Annotated in this window: 16 protein-coding genes; 9 read left to right on the top strand and 7 right to left on the bottom strand. The window is 29.3% G+C overall.

Annotated elements, in window-relative coordinates:
- The first annotated feature begins 56 nt into the window (after nt 1-56).
- The 4 genes from J3E06_RS03575 (at nt 57) to J3E06_RS03560 (ending at nt 4,047) form a co-directional block, all read left to right on the top strand.
- Entirely contained in the window at nt 57-1,868 is a 1,812-nt protein-coding gene (locus J3E06_RS03575; RefSeq protein WP_013181101.1) for a thymidine phosphorylase, read from the top strand.
- 202 nt (nt 1,869-2,070) lie between these two features.
- Nucleotides 2,071-2,877, top strand: coding sequence for a DUF63 family protein (locus J3E06_RS03570; RefSeq protein WP_013181100.1), 807 nt, complete (start codon nt 2,071-2,073; stop codon nt 2,875-2,877).
- 31 nt (nt 2,878-2,908) lie between these two features.
- The gene (locus J3E06_RS03565; protein ID WP_013181099.1) at nt 2,909-3,208 is read left to right on the top strand and encodes a DUF2097 domain-containing protein; all 300 of its coding nucleotides are present in this window, start codon (nt 2,909-2,911) and stop codon (nt 3,206-3,208) included.
- 416 nt (nt 3,209-3,624) lie between these two features.
- Complete coding sequence (locus tag J3E06_RS03560; RefSeq protein ID WP_013181098.1) at nt 3,625-4,047, top strand: hypothetical protein; 423 nt, start codon at nt 3,625-3,627, stop codon at nt 4,045-4,047.
- Between the two features lie 38 nt (nt 4,048-4,085).
- Here the strand turns inward: J3E06_RS03560 and hjc are convergent, their stop codons facing one another.
- Nucleotides 4,086-4,484, bottom strand: a complete 399-nt coding sequence (gene hjc, locus J3E06_RS03555) for a Holliday junction resolvase Hjc (protein WP_013181097.1) — start codon at nt 4,482-4,484, stop codon at nt 4,086-4,088.
- A gap of 191 nt (nt 4,485-4,675) precedes the next feature.
- Nucleotides 4,676-5,770 carry a mechanosensitive ion channel family protein gene (locus J3E06_RS03550; protein ID WP_048187263.1) on the bottom strand — a complete coding sequence of 365 codons (1,095 nt, stop codon included), beginning with the start codon at nt 5,768-5,770 and terminating at the stop codon, nt 4,676-4,678.
- A 396-nt stretch (nt 5,771-6,166) separates the two neighbouring features.
- Here J3E06_RS03550 and cobI point away from each other — a divergent pair, with 396 nt between their 5' ends.
- The 4 genes from cobI to J3E06_RS03530 all read left to right on the top strand — a co-directional run bounded on the left by cobI (nt 6,167) and on the right by J3E06_RS03530 (nt 10,633).
- The gene (cobI, locus tag J3E06_RS03545) at nt 6,167-6,868 is read left to right on the top strand and encodes a precorrin-2 C(20)-methyltransferase (RefSeq protein WP_013181095.1); all 702 of its coding nucleotides are present in this window, start codon (nt 6,167-6,169) and stop codon (nt 6,866-6,868) included.
- Between the two features lie 147 nt (nt 6,869-7,015).
- Nucleotides 7,016-8,665, top strand: coding sequence for a dihydroxy-acid dehydratase (ilvD, locus tag J3E06_RS03540; RefSeq protein ID WP_048187667.1), 1,650 nt, complete (start codon nt 7,016-7,018; stop codon nt 8,663-8,665).
- 252 nt (nt 8,666-8,917) lie between these two features.
- The gene (cobT, locus tag J3E06_RS03535; protein ID WP_013181093.1) at nt 8,918-10,033 is read left to right on the top strand and encodes a nicotinate mononucleotide-dependent phosphoribosyltransferase CobT; all 1,116 of its coding nucleotides are present in this window, start codon (nt 8,918-8,920) and stop codon (nt 10,031-10,033) included.
- A 108-nt stretch (nt 10,034-10,141) separates the two neighbouring features.
- Nucleotides 10,142-10,633: a methanogenesis marker 6 protein gene (locus tag J3E06_RS03530; protein ID WP_013181092.1), complete on the top strand. Its 492-nt coding sequence runs from the start codon at nt 10,142-10,144 to the stop codon at nt 10,631-10,633.
- 33 nt (nt 10,634-10,666) lie between these two features.
- Here the strand turns inward: J3E06_RS03530 and J3E06_RS03525 are convergent, their stop codons facing one another.
- The 3 genes from J3E06_RS03525 to J3E06_RS03515 form a co-directional block, all read right to left on the bottom strand.
- Nucleotides 10,667-11,989: a phenylacetate--CoA ligase family protein gene (locus J3E06_RS03525; protein ID WP_013181091.1), complete on the bottom strand. Its 1,323-nt coding sequence runs from the start codon at nt 11,987-11,989 to the stop codon at nt 10,667-10,669.
- A 19-nt stretch (nt 11,990-12,008) separates the two neighbouring features.
- Nucleotides 12,009-12,617, bottom strand: a complete 609-nt coding sequence (locus J3E06_RS03520; protein ID WP_013181090.1) for a 2-oxoacid:acceptor oxidoreductase family protein — start codon at nt 12,615-12,617, stop codon at nt 12,009-12,011.
- Between the two features lie 122 nt (nt 12,618-12,739).
- On the bottom strand, nt 12,740-14,908 hold the full coding sequence (locus J3E06_RS03515) for a thiamine pyrophosphate-dependent enzyme (protein WP_048187665.1): 2,169 nt from the start codon (nt 14,906-14,908) through the stop codon (nt 12,740-12,742).
- A 424-nt stretch (nt 14,909-15,332) separates the two neighbouring features.
- On the opposite strand from J3E06_RS03515, the gene J3E06_RS03510 reads away from it, so the two are divergent.
- Nucleotides 15,333-16,865: a replication factor C large subunit gene (locus tag J3E06_RS03510; protein ID WP_013181088.1), complete on the top strand. Its 1,533-nt coding sequence runs from the start codon at nt 15,333-15,335 to the stop codon at nt 16,863-16,865.
- 100 nt (nt 16,866-16,965) lie between these two features.
- Here J3E06_RS03510 and J3E06_RS03505 read toward each other — a convergent pair whose 3' ends face one another.
- The gene (locus J3E06_RS03505) at nt 16,966-18,066 is read right to left on the bottom strand and encodes a mechanosensitive ion channel family protein (RefSeq protein ID WP_013181087.1); all 1,101 of its coding nucleotides are present in this window, start codon (nt 18,064-18,066) and stop codon (nt 16,966-16,968) included.
- Between the two features lie 254 nt (nt 18,067-18,320).
- On the bottom strand, nt 18,321-19,286 hold the full coding sequence (locus J3E06_RS03500; RefSeq protein ID WP_013181085.1) for a tyrosine--tRNA ligase: 966 nt from the start codon (nt 19,284-19,286) through the stop codon (nt 18,321-18,323).
- Between the last annotated feature and the right edge of the window lie 258 nt (nt 19,287-19,544).

The following is a 19,544-nucleotide window of genomic DNA, read 5'->3' as shown; positions in this document are numbered from 1 at the left end:
AAATATTCATAACTAACATATTATGTAATATCATTATCTAATTAAAAGGCGATTTAATGATTCTAAAAGTAAAATATATTGATTTAGACATCGAAAAAAACTCTGTTGTAATAAATGAAGAAGATTTAAAGAAAAGTGGCTATAAAGTAGGAGATAGGCTATTTTTGGAAGTACAAGGTATTTCTTTAGTTGTTATAATACATTCTACAAATTCCATCATAAAACCCGGAGAAGTTGGAATAACGAAACACATTTCTTTAAAATTAGATGAAGGGCACGATATAGAATTAAAACAGGCCATTATACCAAAATCAATAAAAATTATTAAAAAGAAGCTTAACGGGGAAATTCTTACTACTGCTGAAATAAATACACTTATTTCAGAATTAAAAATCAGTAGGCTCTCAAATACGGAAGTATCCTCTTTTGTAGCTGGTAGCTATATCAATGATATGAATATGAACGAAATTGTGGATATGACTAAAAGTATGGCTTCAACCGGTGATTTACTTGATTGGGGTAGGGATACAATTGTAGACGTTCACAGTATCGGAGGTATTGCAGGTAATAAATACGCTTTGCTTGTTGTCCCCATTGTAGCCGCTGCCGGTGTAAAAATACCTAAAACTTCATCTCGTGCCATTACAAGCGGTGCAGGTACTGCAGATGTTCTTGAAGTGATTACAAACGTCACGTTAACTAAAAATGAGATAATGGACTTAATTAGAGATACTAACGGTTGCTTAATTTGGGCTGGTGGTATGAGCTTAGCACCTGTTGACGATATGTTTATAAATGTGGAAAGTAGGCTATCAATAAACCCCAAATGTTTAATGTTATCGAGCGTAATGTCCAAAAAGGTAGCTATGGGTATTAAATGTTTAGTAATCGATATACCCATAGGAGAAAGTGCTAAAGTTAAAACAGAAGCTGAAGCAAGGAAATTAGCAAGTAGCTTTATAGAACTTGGAGAATTGTTAAAAATAAAAGTCGAATGTATTATTACTTACGGTGGTCAGCCATTGGGTAGAGCAATTGGTCCAGCGTTAGAAATGAAAGAAGCGTTAGAAGCTCTTGAAAATCCTAATGATGCACCAGAAAGTTTAATCGAAAAATCATTATCTATTGCAGGCATACTTTTAGAAATAAGCGGGGCTTCCATGAAAGGGGAAGGTATGGATGTAGCAAAAGAAATATTGTATTCTGGCAAAGCTCTTGATAAATTTAGAGAAATAGTCTATAAACAGTATGAAAATAAATTAAAAATAATATCTGCAAAAAATAAGGGAGGTGTAAATTTAAGTTATGATGAAAACTATAACGTAAGTGAAAATTTATTCGATAATTTAAACTTAAATTTAAATTCTGAAATTGATTCTGAAATCAATTCGGATGAAAATTTAGAAAATAATGAATCTAACATTACAGACGGAAAAGAAAAGGATAAAGATAATAAAAATAATAAAGATAAAAAAAGTAAGTCCAAAAGTAAAGATAAAGGTAATAATAAAAAGATATTGAAAAAAGATATTGAAAAAATATATTTGGAAAAATTAAATAATTTAAAATCTGAAGACATAAAAACAGGTCAATATAGCTACGATATAGTTTCACCTACACGTGGATACATTACTAAAGTATCAAACAAAGGATTAATTGACGTTGTAAAAGAAGCTGGCGCTCCTTTTGACAAAAAAGCAGGGATTATGTTAAACGTTAAAATTGGAAACAATGTAAAAAAAGGCGACGTACTGTATACCATATACTCAAACTCTGAAGAAATGCTTAACAATGCGATTAAATTGGCAAGACGTATTTATCCCGTTAATGTAGAAGGTATGATTATCAAAAAAGTAAGTAAATTTTAATTAATTTTATTTTTTTAATTATTTTTAATTATTTTTAATTATATATAGTCATTTAATAACTTAAAAATAATACAATAAATAAATAGTACTTTTTTTAAAATATAATATATAAAACATTTGCAACTATGTAATTTTAAATATTTCAAAAGTATTTTATAAGGTATATACATAATGTGTCATAATAATTTAATTCGGTGTAAAAATGGATATAATTCAAATTATCGACAATTTTATATATGAACACTACATCTATCCGATAGAAGCAGGTACTGGATATAATTTAGTTCAAGAATTTACGTATGGGATATTATTATTTGTAATGGTTTACCTATTCTATAAGATAGCTCAGAAGTTTCAGATAGAAATCGATGAGAAATTCGCAAAGGTAACAATCGTATACATTATATTAATTACACTTATGCGTGCTTTGGTAGATGCTGGCGTAATCGAAAGATTATTCTTCACGGTAACGCCCGGAATCGTAATATTAATTGGAGCTTATTATTTACTTTCGTTGATTATTTCAGGCGCTTTATTAAAGAAAAAATATTATATTGGCTCAATCGTAATGGCAGTAATCCCGATATTGTATTTTTTATATGAATTTGTTCAAAGAATCGTGCACATAGAAGCTTTAACTCTTGTAGCGTTAATACTTGCAATTTCATACATATTGGCAATATTCATATTGACAAAAATTAAGAAGTCAAAAATTGAAAAATTAGATAAGTATACGATATTCTCACAGCTTGTAGATGCTTCCGCTACATCAGTAGGTATTGCAATTTATGGCTATTGGGAACAGCACCCCGTACCACGGTTCTTTATGGATTTAATGGGACCTTATGTTATGATACCATTAAAATTAATCGTCGTGGTGCTTGTATTAGAATTATTTAATAGAGAAGTTGAAAATAAAAATCTTAGAAATATTTTAAAAATAGCAGTATTATCATTGGGATTAGCCCCAGGTCTTAGAAATTTATTCAGGACAATTATGGGTGTTTAATCACTAAAATCACAGCTTATAAGGGGATATTATGACTTATGGAATGGATTGCACCGGAATGGATTGTATAGAAAGAACTATGGATTATGATGATTTATCAGAATACGTTGAAGAGTATGTTGATGAAGGAGATTATATAGAAGTCTACTTTGGACGTGCACACGTTGAGGGAACTATAGAATCTATTAGTGGTACTCATTATCGAATAGATACGCATCACGACAGTATGGGATTATTAGAATTAGAATTAAAAGACGTAGAAGATGATTTGTTGGAATTTGTCCACATTCCCGAAAATGAAGGAAAAAGAATTGTGATATCAATGCTTTAAATAATAAATAAATAATAATTATAACTACCTACCTAAATTAACTATTTACTATTTTTAAATATTTTAGGGAATTTCATAACTTGTATAATAAACAGTTTTAATAATATATAATTTATATTTTATTTAGCATAATTATATTTTAATACCTAAAAATATAGGGAATTATAAAGTTAATTAATAACATTATTAAAAATTTAATAGGTCATAGATTTTTATAATTAAATAACAAGTTTTTTAAATAAGATACTAATATATTTATTATAGTAAATTTAAGGAGACTTAATTAAAAAAAACTCTAAAAAAGTGCTAAATTAAAGTTATTAATTGCAATAACGTTCATAATATATGTAATATAATAAGGGCATAATCGTATATAATAATGATAGAGAGATGAAAGAAGCCTGAAAGGTGAAAATATGGTAGTAATGGGTGCACAAGGTAAAAAAATTGACATTATATATGGGGAAAATACCATATTAAAATTGATAAATGAAGAGGGTGAATTATTAGATAATGCCATTATGGACGATGAAACTGCTACATTATTCATAACTCTTCTAAATCAAGGTGTCGTATTATCTGAAGAAATAAATAGAAAATATAAAAAAGATGGTATTAGATTGCATAAAATACAAGATGTAGGCACTTGTTTTGCTGATGATTGTAGGGTTTCGATTGCAATATTACCTGCGGACGAAAAAAGAACTGCTTCAATATTGATTGGAATTCATAAAGAAAATACGCACAATGCGTTAATTGTTAAACCTAAAAGAGCGTCATTTATTAGTTTCACAGTTTTAAGAATGTTATTAGATAATGCAAAAACGGACCTCGAATAATTTATAAATTAATAAAAAAATAATGTAAATAAAATAACTTAAATTAATCTTTTTTGAATACCGTTGCCCATTAATTCATCGATATCGATAGAAAGGGGGCATAATTTATTATAATCTAAAGCGTAATTTTTACCTGCGGATTCTATATCGTTTGGACGGACAAATAAACATTTATTCATAATTTTTACGGCAAGATAAGGCTCCCCCCCAAAAATTTCCGAAAATTCAACTAATTTCTCAACATCTTCATTTGGTATGTACATCTTTTCTTTAGATGTTGATTTACACTCGAATACAAAATGTTTACCAGATTTACCTGCAACCAAATCTACACCGTGACTGCCTGCACTCCTAATAACTGCAAAACCGTTATTTTCTAAATTTTTTTTCAATTCTCTTTCAAATGTTGAACCTTTTCGATATTTATTATATGCCATCTTACCTTATCCCCTTTAAAGTTAATATAATCATATAAGTATTAAAATTATAAAAAATTAGAGTATTTGATGTTTACATTTTATTATAAATTAGAATATTAGTAAAGTTGATAATATATTAAAAAATATTTAAAAATATTTAAAAAATAGTAAATTAATTATTTATTGATTATAATTATTGATTATATTTATTAATTTTTATCTTGAATGTTAATATTTAACACTTCTTCATCATTTCTTAAGTGTAGTGTTTGCGTAGGGAATGCAAAGTCGATTCCTGCTTCTCCGAATTTAGTCATTATTTTGGTATTTACCTCATCTACGGTGGTAAGGAAATAATCGAAACCAAATTCTCTAACGAAATATTCAACTCTGATATTTAGTGAAAAATTACCAAATTCAGTGAATGAAACCCTAATCGGGTCAACTACACCGTGGTGTTCATCTAATATGTCTTTGATTATCTCTTTTGCTTCGACCATTTTTTCAGGTGAGGTACCATAAGTAACTCCAACGGTAGATTTTACTTGTCTTTTTCGTCTTGCAGAGTAATTTTCTACTTCAGTTTTAACTAAATCTCCGTTAGGAACTGTAATTATTGTATCTCCAAAAGTTCTAACTTTAGTACTCCTAATACCCACTTCTTCGACGACACCTTCTCCGCCATTCCATTTTATCCAATCGTGTATTAAAAAGGTCTTGTCAGAAATTATAATTAATCCGCCCAAAAAGTTTTCAAGTGTATCCTGAGATGCTAATGCGACCGCTAAACCACCGATACCTACCCCTGCAAGTAATGCTGAAATATCAACTTCTAAATTGGCGAGCATTAATAATAAACCGCCGATAATAAGCACCAATTTTACTAATTTTCGTACAGGAGGTATGATTTGGTCATCCAACTTGCTTTCTGATTTTTCAGCCCTTGGAATAATCCAATATACAAATAAATCATCAACAAATTTTATTGTAAAAATCAGCAACGCTAATATATAAACTACATTTACGCCTTCATTTACTAAAGTTATCAAATAAGGGGACAAATTAAGGTTTAACATCCCATATCTAAAAAATACTGCAAAAACTACAATCATTAGGGGCAATTCTAAAGCATCAACTAATACATCATCCCATATTGTTTTTGTTTTTCCAGCTAACTTTTTAACATACTTTTCAACTACTTTTTTTAATATTTTTCCCGCAATTACGCCCAAAATAATGTATACTAACAATATTATGTATTCAAATACCGTATTACCAAAAAATACATAGTTTAAATAATCCATCATATCACACAAAATTTTAATAAAGATATAAAGTTATTTCTATTTAAGCTATATTTTATTTTTAAATATTATTGTTTATTTATTATTGTTTATTTATTATTGTTTATTTATTATTGTTTATTTATTATTGTTTATTTATTCATTATTTTATTTATCTTAGATTCTTTATTTATATATCTATTTAAAGATATTAATATTAATTAAATTAGTATACTTCAAAAATTTAAGTCAAATAGAAAACTATGTATATTCATACGTTAAATGTAAAATAAAGATTACTACAGTTATATTATTAAAATAGAATTTAATAGCTTCAAAATAAATTTATTAAATTTATTAAATCCCTTACTTAAAAATAATGCAACAATAACTCAATAAAACAAATATGTGATAATTATGGTAGTTAACAAAGTATATGGAATCGGCGTAGGCCCTGGCTCTAAAGATATGATTACCTTGAAAGCTCAGAACGTCTTAAAAAATACTAAAAAATTATTTGTACCAATTTCAAAACACGGTAAAACCTCAGTAGCTTATGAAATAGTTAAAGAATTTTTAAACCCTGAAACAGAAGTTATTGAATTACTATTCCCCATGTGTAAGGACGAAATACTATTAAAAAAACATTGGGACGAAGCAACAGAACAGATTATCAATTCAGAAGGAGATGTATCCATAATCACCATTGGCGATGTAACCTTATATAGTACTCTCTCATATGTATGGCACAGATTAAAAGACAATAAAATTAACGTGGAAATTTTAAACGGCATATCTTCCCCTTTTGCTGCTGCGAGTGCTTTAAATATCCCTCTTGTGGAAGGAGATGAAAAATTAGCAATACTGCCCCAGGGAAAAGATTTAGAAAATACATTGGAGCATTTTGATACTGTCGTCATTATGAAAACTAATGATTTAGAGGAAAAACTAAAAAATTGCAATGAATTAATGAATAATAAGGAAAAATACATCATTGGAATCGTTAATCGTGTAAGCTGTGATAATCAAAAAATGGATTGTGGAAAAATCGATGAAATAGACTTTAATTTGGTTAAAGAATACCTTTCGTTAGCAATTATTAAAAAAATTAAAGAATAAAAGAATAATATTTTATGGTCATATATTAAATCAAAAACAATAGATATAAATATCTAAGTAAATTAATTAATATTTAATAATTATATAATAATGTTTAGAAAATATACCTAAAATAAAATATTCTAAATAATTGGTGTAATAATGGATATGATAAGCGATAATGTTAAAAAAGGTGTTTCAAGAGCTCCAAATAGAAGTTTATTAAAGGCTTGCGGATATACCGACGAAGAAATAGAAAAACCATTCATTGGTGTTGTAAATAGTTTTACTGAAGTTGTACCTGGACATATTGATTTAAACAAGATTTCGGAAGCTGTAAAAAAGGGTATTTATGCAAATGGGGGTACACCATTTGAATTTAACACAATGGCAATCTGTGATGGTATTGCAATGGGTCATGAAGGTATGAAATACTCATTACCTTCAAGAGAACTAATTGCAGATACTGTTGAGAGTATGGCAAAAGCTCACGGTTTTGATGGCTTAGTATTAATCCCTACTTGCGATAAAATAGTACCTGGTATGATTATGGGGGCTTTAAGACTAAATATACCATTTATCGTTGTCACAGGCGGTCCAATGATGCCCGGAGAACTTAAAGGTAAACATTACGATTTAATCGATGTTTTTGAAGGCGTAGGAGAGTATAACGTTGGAAAAATAAGTGAAAAAGAACTTTTAGAAATTGAAGATTGTGCTTGCCCCGGTGCAGGTAGCTGTGCAGGATTATTTACTGCAAACAGTATGGCTTGTTTAACTGAAGCTTTGGGACTTTCTTTACCGATGTGTGCTACAACTCCTGCAATAGATGCTTTAAAAGTTAGGTTAGCTAAAAAAAGTGGTATAAAAGTTGTAGATTTAGTAAAAGAAAATGTAAAACCTACAGATATTCTTACTAAAGAAGCTTTTGAAAACGCAATACTTGTCGACCTTGCATTAGGTGGTTCAACAAATACAACTTTGCACATACCTGCAATTGCGAACGAAATAAGCGAGAAATTTATTACATTAAATGATTTTGACAGACTTTCAGATGCTGTACCCCATATTACATCCATTAGTCCGGGTGGATGCCACTATATTGTAGATTTACATAAGGCTGGAGGTATACCTGCAGTTTTAAAGGTGTTAAAAGACTCAATTAGAGATGTTAAAACAGTTTGTGGAGCTACAACTCTCGAAATAGCTGAAAAAGTAAAATATGTAGACAATACAATTATTAGAACTGTAGAAGCTCCAGTACATAAAACTGCGGGTTTAAGAGTTCTAAAAGGAAACCTTGCTCCAAACGGCTGTGTTGTTAAAATTGGTGCGGTAGACCCTAAAATGCAAAAACACGAAGGTCCGGCAAAAGTTTACAACTCTGAAGAAGAAGCAATCAATGCAATATTTAATAAGGAGATTGTAAAAGGCGACGTTGTAGTTATAAGATATGAAGGTCCTGCTGGTGGACCGGGTATGAGAGAAATGCTTTCACCCACTTCTGCAATTTGTGGAATGGGTTTAGATGATAGCGTAGCACTAATTACCGACGGTAGATTTAGTGGTGGTAGTAGAGGACCTTGTATTGGCCATATTTCACCTGAAGCACAAGCTGGTGGACCCATTGCTTTAATAGAAAATGGAGACCTTATAAAAATAGATATGATTGAAAAATCTATCGATTTGCTTGTATCTGAAGATGAATTAAACAGAAGATTGGAAAACTGGAAAAAGCCGGAATTAAAGGTTAAAGGATACATTAAGAGATATTCAAAGTTGGTTTCATCTGCAGATGAAGGAGCAGTTTTAAAATAAAAATTTAACCCATTTATTATTTTTATTATTTTTATTAGTATTATTTTTATTAGTATTATTTTTATTGGTATTATCATATCTTTTATTTTATTATTTTCTTTTTAGATTATATTAATGCGTTAATGTATTTTAACAAGTGATAATTTAAAATCAACTATTTTATATAGAATTAAATTAAATCATTTATTCATTATTATAATAAACATTGTAATCATTACAATAGTATGATAAAATTTAAAATTATGGGATATTATGGAAATTGAAAAAGATTTAAAATTAGAAGACTTCGATAATTCGGACAAATACATTATAAAAGTAAATAATAGTGAAAAATTCATTAAAAACTTTAGAAATACCAAAAATACACTTTTTGCGTGCACCATATCGTCAATAGAAACTACAAAAACAATCCCCATCTCCGGAGTGAATGCAAAAGTGATTGATTACACGCCTGCCGCAGATATGGAGCTTGTAGTTCTTGGAAAAAGTGTATCTTTGGCTCATCCACCGATAGATGCTACAAATTGCCCGAGTCCAGCTACAATTACACGTGCAGTTGTAGATTTATTAAAAACCTCGTGTATTACAATTGATGCAGGCTGTAATGTAAAACCTAAAATACCCCACATACTTGCCGAAAAAGAGCCTACGGGGGATATAAATGTGGGTAAAGGTATCAAAAATTCAAAGCTTTTGGTAGAAACTGGAAAAATACTCGGTAAACATTTAATCTGTGATAAATTGATTCTTGGAGAAAGTGTACCTGGTGGAACTACTACAGCAATGGGCGTTTTAATAGGTTTAGGGTATGATGTAAGGGATAAAATAAGTTCTGGCTCTGTTGCAAACCCAAAAGATTTAAAATTAAGCGTTATTCAAAATGGATTAAGCGAATTAAAAACTATGACAGAAAAGGCTTCGAGTTATGATATTATGAATGCTGTAGGCGACAATATGATAGCAATTAATGCAGGTATTTGTATCTCATTAGCTGAAAGGAATATCCCTGTTTTGTTAGCCGGCGGAGGACAAATGGCAGGTGTACTTTCCATAATAAAAGAAATAAGCCCTGAAACACTTACCAAAGAATTAATCGGTATAAGTACAACCGAATTTGTATATAATGACCCAAATGCTGACTTACAAGGTATATTAAATCAAATTGGCAAGATACCTACGTATATATCCAAATTTGATTATGAAAAATCATCTGTTGATGGTTTAAAAGCTTATTGTTCGGGTTCTGTTAAAGAAGGGGTCGGTGCTGGAGCTATGGCTACTTACGCATATTTAAATGGCTTAAAACCAGAAGATATACGAGAATATATTGAAAAATATTATTACGAATGGTATAACGAAATATTGTAAATATTTTAAAAAGAAATATTTTTAAAAATTGAAGTACATATTATATCTCGTATATGATTATTCACATATGATTATAAATTTCATAATACAACATTATTTGGTGAATATATGAAATCTAAAGTTATAATGCTTGCAGATGATGCAGAAACGTCTCCATCTAAACTTTTTAGATATTTAAACTCATTAAATGAAGATATCAACGTAAAAGAAACTTGTTTTGGTGCTTTTATAGAAGGGGAAGATGAATTGGTCGACAAAATAGCTGAAAAAGTTAGAGAATTTGAAAAAAATAAAATATTTTGCAAAGATAGGGGCTTTCCGATATGGGATAAAAGAAGATGCCGAGCATTTAGGAAAGGTGGACCGAGAGAAGGTTTTCACCAGCTTGAAGCTGAACATCGGGCTTTAAAAACCATATCTAAAGGATTAGAGGAATATGAAACTGAAAAATCTACCTACGAAAATGTTCAAGAATTAAAGAAAAAAGTAATGGAAGAGTACGAAAACGCTATTACTAAGTCTGAAAAGGTTTCTATAGATACTTTCGCAAAAATTGCGAATGAAACTAAACCAAAAGATAAATCAAAGGATAAAAAATAATTTTTTAATTATTCATTATTTTATTTATTTTATTTATAATCTATTATCCATAATTCTTTTACTTTTTTTCTCACTTCGTGGTAATTCACCAGAATTCACACATTCTACATCTATTTTAATACCAATAAAGTTTTTAAATTTCTTTTGGACTTCATTTTCTAAATTTAATAAAGATTCTGAATCAAGTGATACGTTCTTTTTCAATTCAGCCCTTAAAAGCATATTGTCCCTACCATCACATTTTGTAAGGACTACCTGATACTCACTACATAATTCATCTAAACCCTCGATTACCTTCTCAATTTGTTGAGGGAATATGTTTACACCTTTAATTTTAATCCTATCATCTGAACGTCCTAATATTCTTGCAATTTTTGGATATTCAACACCACATTTACATTTTCCCGTCATTATTTGAGTTAAATCACCAGTTCGATATCTTATAAGGGGTGCACCTTCTTTAACGAGTGTAGTTATTACAAGCTCCCCGATTGTCCCATCAGGTAAAACATCGCCGGTTATCGGGTCTATTATCTCAAATAATAAATAATCATCCCAATAGTGTAATCCATCGTGTTCATCACAGTCTATAGCTATTCCAGGACCATAAACTTCCGTTAAACCGTAAATATCATAGGTTTCTATACCCAACTCTTTTTCTATCCTATTTCTCATCTTCTCGCTCCATCTTTCAGAGCCAATTATACCTTTTCTAAGATGTATTTTATTAGAAATCCCTCTTTTATGAATTTCTTCAGCTAAAAGTAAAGCATAAGATGAAGTAGATGTTAAAACAGTTGATTTTAAGTCCATCATCATTTTTAATTGTTTTTCGGTATTTCCGGGACCCATTGGAATAGTCATAGCCCCCATTTTTTCAGCACCTAATTGAAAACCGATTCCTGCTGTCCACAATCCATATCCTGGCGTTATATGAACCCTATCCTTGTTATTAACTCCCGCTACTTTATAACATCTTGACATCATTTCTGTGAATACTTCGACGTCCTCTTTCGTATATGGTATTATTACAGGTTCCCCGGTTGTTCCAGAGGTAGAATGGATTCTAACGATTTCTTCATCATCTACTGCACACAAACCCAACGGATAAGCATTTCTTAATTCAGCTTTGGTAGTAAATGGCAATTTTTGGATATCTTCAATTTTATTAATTTCCGAAATATTCACATTTTTTAATTTTTCACCATAAAAAGTTCCCTTTTTAGCCCTATTTATTAAATTTATCAATGAATTAACTTTATTATTCGTATCATCGTTTTTATTATTCTTATTATTATTCTTATTATTATTATTATTCTTATTATTATTATTATTATTATTATTTTTTCTATCCATAATATCCCTTTAAATATTATTAATATCGTTTAAAATTTTCAATTGCAAAATCTACGGCTTTTAAATTTATATCTTTAATTTTATTTGGCATTTCAGTGTTTATAGTATTTTTTAAGTCATCTATTGAAAAAGGCAAATAATTACATAAACATGCGACTGCTATCATCATTATATTCATTGTTTTCAAATTTCCGAAATCAGATGCCATTTTATTAAAATTACAAACTGTTAATTTACTATTGATTTTAAAAATTTTAATTATTTTATTGACTTCGTTTTGCGAATAAATCTCATTTTCTAAAGTTTTAGAACTTGAATATATGGGATTACTATTTAATAATACATTGGCATTGCTATTTAAATAATCATTGTATCGATAAGCTTCAGCTGGCTCAAAACCTATTATAACATTTGCCTGCCCTTTTGGGATTAAAGAACCTTTTCTATGAGAATCTAATCTTAAATTACTTACCACACTACCCCCACGTTGCGACATTCCGATAGTTTCAGCAGTACTTATTTTATAATCTTTTTTTAATGCCATAGTAGCTATTAAACGTGATGCTAAAACTATACCCTGACCCCCTACGCCCGATATGATTATATCACATTTTTCTATGTTTTCCATAATTACACCTGAAGTATTCCATTTATATTTAAAATCTGCATATGTAGTTTTATTAGTTTTCTCCGCATATTTGATAGTTATTCCGAAAACCCGAATATATCAAATATTGTCGACATATAATACTATTTATAACATTTTTTTATAGTTAATGCATCTTTTGGACAAATATTTACGCATAAACCACAATTTGTGCAAGAATCTAAAAGTTCTACGTTATCATTTAAAGAATCATACCTCAATGCAGGGCAACCTATTTCATTGATACATAACCTACAAGCATTACATAAATTTTGGTCAATAACTAATTTTTTTAACATTGATTTTTGGGTTTCTTGATTTTTGGGTTTCTCGAGTTTAGGGATTTTTTTGGTGATGCAATCGCCTTTAAAGATAATTGCGGAAACTCCACCATAGTCCATAGAATCCTTACATTTTTGAAGAATGGATTTAAAAACCTCTTCATCTTCGACGTTTGCAAATTTGCTTATATCAATTGTTTGAACATTTTCTACGTTGCAACTTCTTAAAACGTTCTCAATATCAATTATTTTAGCATTACCTCTTGCTTTTTGCCCGGTTCCAGGATGTGGTTGATGTCCAGTCATTGCGGTTGTTTCGTTATCTAAAACTACAAGGGTTATATCGGCTTCGTTATAAACTGCGTTTATAACGGCAGGTATTCCAGAATGGAAAAACGTTGAATCCCCTATAAACGCTACATTCTTAGTATTGGGATTTACTCGGCTTAAACCAGTTGCTAAACTAATACCTGCCCCCATACATAAACAGGTGTCTGTTGCACTTAAAGGAGGCGTTGCTCCAAGCGTATAACATCCGATGTCTCCGGAAAATATTGTTTCAATATTCTGCTTTTTAAACTCTTTTGCAACTTTTTTAAAAGCATAAAATGCAATTCTGTGCATACAACCGGCGCATAATGTAGGTAATCTAACGGGCAGGGTTATTTGTTCGTTATTTTCCAGTTCATTATGTTTAAGTACAATATTATCATTGGATTTTTCTCCATTTAATATATCATTTAATAAATTTTTAATAATATCTACATTGTACTCTCCGCATTTAGGAAATACATTGCATTTTCCATAAAATTTAAGATTTCTTAAATTATTATTATTATTATTATTATTATTATTTGTATTATTTGTATTAATATTAATTTTTATATCTAAATTATATTTTCCGATTAATTTTAAGATATTATCCTCTAAAAATGGGTCAAGTTCTTCGATGGTAATTATTACGTCTTTTTTTGAATCTTTATTAGTTATAAAATCTAATACTTTAGATTCAGGGAATGGATAAGGCGTACTTATTTTCAAAATTTCAATATTATAATCATTCAATATATTTTTAAATTCTTCGTTCTTTTCATCTTTCTTTAAAATTTCTAAGGCTTCTAATGTGTAATAATAAGAAACACCCGACGTAATAATTCCTATATTTTGTTTATTTAGATTATTATTGTTATTATTGTTATTATTTGTATTATTATTAGCGTTATTGTTAAAAATTTTTACATTGTTAAAATTAGAATTTGAAAACTCTTCTGAAATTTTTAATTGTTTTTCTTCGAGTATAGGGTGATTTTTACTTACCAATTTTGGCATTATTGCCCATTTTGGATTTTTTTCAAATTTTATGTTGTTCTTTTCATCTTCAAGACGTTTTGCAATTTCCTCATCGGCGAGGTTATCAATTAATACATCGTTATAACCGTGAGATAAACGGGTTGTAGTCCTTAAAATAACGGGTGTTTCATATTTTTTACTGATTTCATAAGCATATTTTGTTAAATCGTATGCTTCTTGTGCATCGCAAGGGTCAAATACCGGAACATTTGCAAAGCTACCATAATGTCTTGTATCTTGCTCTGTTTGTGAAGAATGGGGAGTGGGGTCATCACTTACAACAATTACGAGTGCTCCTTTTGTCCCCAAATAAGTTAAGCTCATTAAAGGGTCGGAGGCTACATTTAAACCCACCTGTTTCATTGTTATAATCGTATTGGCGCCTGAATAAGATGCTCCGATTGCATTTTCAAGTGCTACTTTTTCATTGGTAGACCATTCAACGTAGATATTATTATTGTTATTATTATTATTGTTATTATTATTATTATTATTATTATTGTTATTATTATTAATATTATCTAATCGATTAACTTCCCTTATTATTGTTTCCATAACTTCTGTAGAGGGTGTTCCTGCATAACCTGTCGCTAAAGCGAGTTTTGAATGAATAGCCCCTAAAGCTATTGCTTCGTTTCCCATTAAAAATTTCTTTTCTTTTTTTGTATTTAAATTTGTATTTAAATTATGTTTTTCAGATGATATAGGTGTTTTTTCCAAAAAAATCCCTCATAAAATTACGAATGATTATTATATGTTATTTATATGTTATAACTAATGAGTAAAATTATATCCATTAAACTATACATAACGCAAGTATAATTATTGTATAATTATAAGTACAAGTATATAATTAAAGTTTATTTATATAAATATCGATTAATTTAGATTATTACAGTTTCTTCACAAATATATTTTATCATTAAGTATATGCTCAATTAAATTTTAACAAAAGATATAATAAACATAAGTGATATTATTTTAATAAAAAGTATAAAAAGTACATAAGGTATGATAATATTATAACCAAAAATAATTGTCAAATGTCTAATTACAAGGTGTTTTAATGGAATGGGTTGAAAAATATAGACCTAAATCGATGAATGATGTAGCAGGGCAAAATAAAACCAAAGAACAATTAATAACCTGGATTGAAGAGTATATTCAAAATGGAGGATATCATAAACCATTATTACTTGCAGGACCTCCAGGTTGTGGAAAAACCACTTTAGCGTATGCTTTAGCTAATGATTACAATTTTGAAGTAATTGAGCTAAATGCGAGTGATAAAAGGAATAAAAACGTAATACAGCAAGTTGTAGGTACTGCTGCAGTCTCAAAATCTTTGAGCGGTAGACGTTCTTTGATAATATTAGATGAAGTAGACGGTTTGTCAGGTAATGACGATAGAGGAGGGGTTTCTGAAATCATTAAGGTTGCAAAAACCGCCAAAAATCCAATAATACTTACTGCAAACGACCCGTATAAATTAAATCTTTCTACACTCCGAAATTCTGTTCATCTTGTAAATGTGAGTTCCGTACATACAAATTCGATACCTCCCGTACTTAGGAAAATAGCATTACAAGAAGGGTATGAAGTTGACCCTAAAGCTATTAAAATGATTGCTTCACACGCTAGCGGTGATTTAAGGGCTGCTATCAACGATTTAGAATCTTTACTAATTGGTAGAACATCCCCTATGGAAACAGAAGATGTAAGAAACTTGGCTGACCGGGATAGCAAAGGAAATATTTTCGATGCAGTTAGAATTGCCTTAAAAACTACCCATTACGACATTGCAGTTTCAACAACCAGGGATTTAAACGAAGATATTGGAACGATTCAAGAATGGTTGGCGGAAAACATACCTCGAGAATACCAAAAACCTCACGAAATAGCTAAAGCTTATGATTATATTTCTAAATCTGATATTTACTTAGGTAGGGTATATAGGAGACAGCATTTCGGATTTTGGAAATATGCTTCAGCATTAATGACCGCAGGGGTTGCACTTTCTAAGGACGAAAAATATAGAGGTTTTATACGATATTCGCCACCTACGATATTCACGAAATTAAGTAGGTCTAAAGTTCAACGTCAAAAAACCAAAGCATTAGCCCTTAAAATAGGTCAAAAAGTACATTTGTCATCTAAACGTGCTATGGAATATATGCGATTATTACCAGTTATTTTTGAGAACGATATGGACGCTTCAATTGGATTAATTGAATATTTCGAGTTAACAAAAGACGAAGTGGAATTTTTAAGTAAAAAACCGATTGCAAGTAAAATATTTAAAACAATTCAAAAAAATGAGAAAGAAAAATTAAAAGAACGGAAAAAAGAACTTAAAGAATTGGAAAAACTTAATAAATCGAATAAATTAACTAATACAAGTACTAAAGTTAAAAACTCCCCTAAAGTGGATAACCCATTAGAAGAATTCTTAAAAAACCCCAAAAAGGAAACTAACGAAGAAAATGATGCCCAAAATCAAAATTTCGAAGATAATACAACTAAAGACGCTAATCTTGAAAAAAATGAGGATTTAGGAGGTATACCTAAAAATCAAATTACATTGGACAAATTCTTCTAATATTTATTCTTTTTATTCTTTTTTATTCTTTTTTATTCTTTTTTATTCTTTTTTATTCTTTTTTATTCTTTTTTATTCTTTTTTATTTATTTTCCATATGCTATTTCTTATCTTTTTCATTAGATTCTGAAGTATTTTCATCTTCTTCTTTAGATAAATACAACGTTTGTGATGGGAATGCGAATTTTAAATTTTCTTTTTCAAATCTTTCCCTTATTTTTAAATTTACATTTTCACAAGTATTTAAGTAATATTCATAACTTAAATTATTAACATAGTATTCTACACGGATATCTAATGAATAAGCCCCGTAATTAGTAAAATTTACACGTATTGGATGCACGACACCATCTTCATCATTTAATATTTTCTTTACGATATCTGTTGCCTTGATAATTTCTTCTTTTGTAGTGTCATAAGTAAGACCTAATGTAGTAATTGTCCTTCTTTTTCGCCTTGCACTTTTATTTTCAATTTCTGAGCTTATTATATCAGTATTTGGTATTATTAGCAAACTGTCATCAAAAGAACGTACTTTCGTGCTTCTAAGACCTATTTCCTCCACTAAACCTTGACCATTACCCCATTTTATCCAATCATGTGTTATAAATGTATTATCCGTATATATTAAAATTCCTGCGATAAAATTTTCTAAAGTAGGTTTTGAAGCTAAAGCTACGGCCAAACCTCCAATACCTAAACCTGCTACAACTGTTGCAATATTAAAACCCATATTTTCAAGAGCTAATATTATAGCGCCCAATATAACAATTATTTTTAATAGTTTTCTAACGGGCGGTAATATATGTCCATGTAATCGATTATCGGACGTTTCAATCCGTGGCACAATATATTCTAAGAATATCTTATCTATAAAAGATAATGAAAATATTAGCATTGCAGTAATATAAGATATATCTATGGCGTCATCCAATAATATCCTAAAATGAGGCTCCAATACTAAAGAAAGAGCTGCATAACGGATTGCACTGGTAAATAAAAATATCACAATAGGAGTACTTAAAGATTCGATAAATATTGCATCTATCCCACGCTTTCCACGAGCATATTTCCTTTTTAAGTGATATTCTAAAAGCAATTTTATTAATTTTGCAACTACTACCCCCAAAATTACGTAGATTATACAGTCAAAATATTTATAAAGAGGATTTCCAAAAAATACATCATATAATAATTCCATAATTGCCCTCGAATTATATTTAAAATTAACATTTTTAATAAGATAATATTTATCCCTTATTTAAAGTATATATTAACTTAAATGAATATTACTATATATTATATACTATTTGAAATTAAAAATAAATTAAGTAATAAATTAAGTAATAAATTAAGTAATAAATCTAAAAATAAATCTAAAAATAAAAATAAAAATAAAAATATAACTATAACTATAAAATAATAAAAATAAATAAAATAATAAAAATATGGGTTTTAAATATTCATTCCTTTCATTTTTTCCCTAATCGGGGTTATTATTTTAATCATTGATTCTGCAACCATATTTTTTAAATCCATTGGGTGTAAACCTTCTACGTATGCTTTTTCTAAGTCTTCGTAAGATTCAAATACGACATTGCCACCGTATTTTTCAGGTCTTTTTAATTCTGCAGGGTACTCTAAATAATAATGTGCAATCTCTAAAATTGGGTTTCCATCGACTTCCTTCATTGGACAGTATGCTTCTTTTATTTTTTTCTTAATATCTTTGTCTTCGTCATCTGCTGCAATTAAATTGCCTTTAGAAGATGACATTTTACCAACACCGTCTAAACCGGATAAAACAGGGTTGTGTAAGCATATTGGCGATTCAAAATCCATATTTGGCAATAATTCTCTTGCTAAAACGTGTATTTTTCTTTGTTCCATTCCACCAACTGCAACAGCCACATTTAAGTGTTTTATATCATTTGCTTGCATCAATGGGTAAACTACCTCAGCTACTTTCGGGTTATCGTCCTCTCTTGCAATAACTTCCATACTTCTTCTTGCTCTCTTTAAGGTAGTTCTTAAAGCTAATTTATACACGTCTTCGGTATATTTTGCACCTAATTGGTACTCGGAACCGTAAATATATTCTGCTTCAAGTCCCATAGCTTCAAATACTGATTTATTGTATTCGCCTAATTTACCGATGTCTTCGAGCGTACCTTTTTGATTTAAGTAAGCGTGGAAGTCTGCTAATAAAATTACAACTTTAAAACCTGCTTTATGCAAATCCATCATTTTTCTAATTTGTAAATAGTGCCCCATATGTATTTTACCACTTGGTTCAAAACCTATGTATGCTATTTTTTCCCTTTTGTTTGTTTCGTCGGATAACATTTCTTTTAAGTCATCTTCTCCGATTATTTCAACAGTATTTCGTTTAATAAGTTCAAATTTTTCATCAGCGTTCATTATATCTACCTATTAATTATTAAAAAATAATCCTCAAAACTTTAAAGTCTAAAAATTTAAGTTTAAACATTGCTTAAAATTTTAAATACTACGAATTTAATATATTAACCACTTCTATATATAAATCTATAGTAATTTTTTATAATTTTTTATAATTTTGTATAATTTTGTATAATTTATATATAGTATGTAATAGTTATGTAATAAGATAAGTAAAGTTTATTATGTAGTTATAAAATTATGAAATTACGAACTTAT

Source organism: Methanococcus voltae (assembly GCF_024807655.1).
GTDB lineage: Archaea > AGJL01 > Methanococci > Methanococcales > Methanococcaceae > Methanococcus > Methanococcus voltae_D.
Note: the sequence above shows the minus strand (reverse complement) of the source record. Positions and strands in the feature narration are given on the sequence as shown.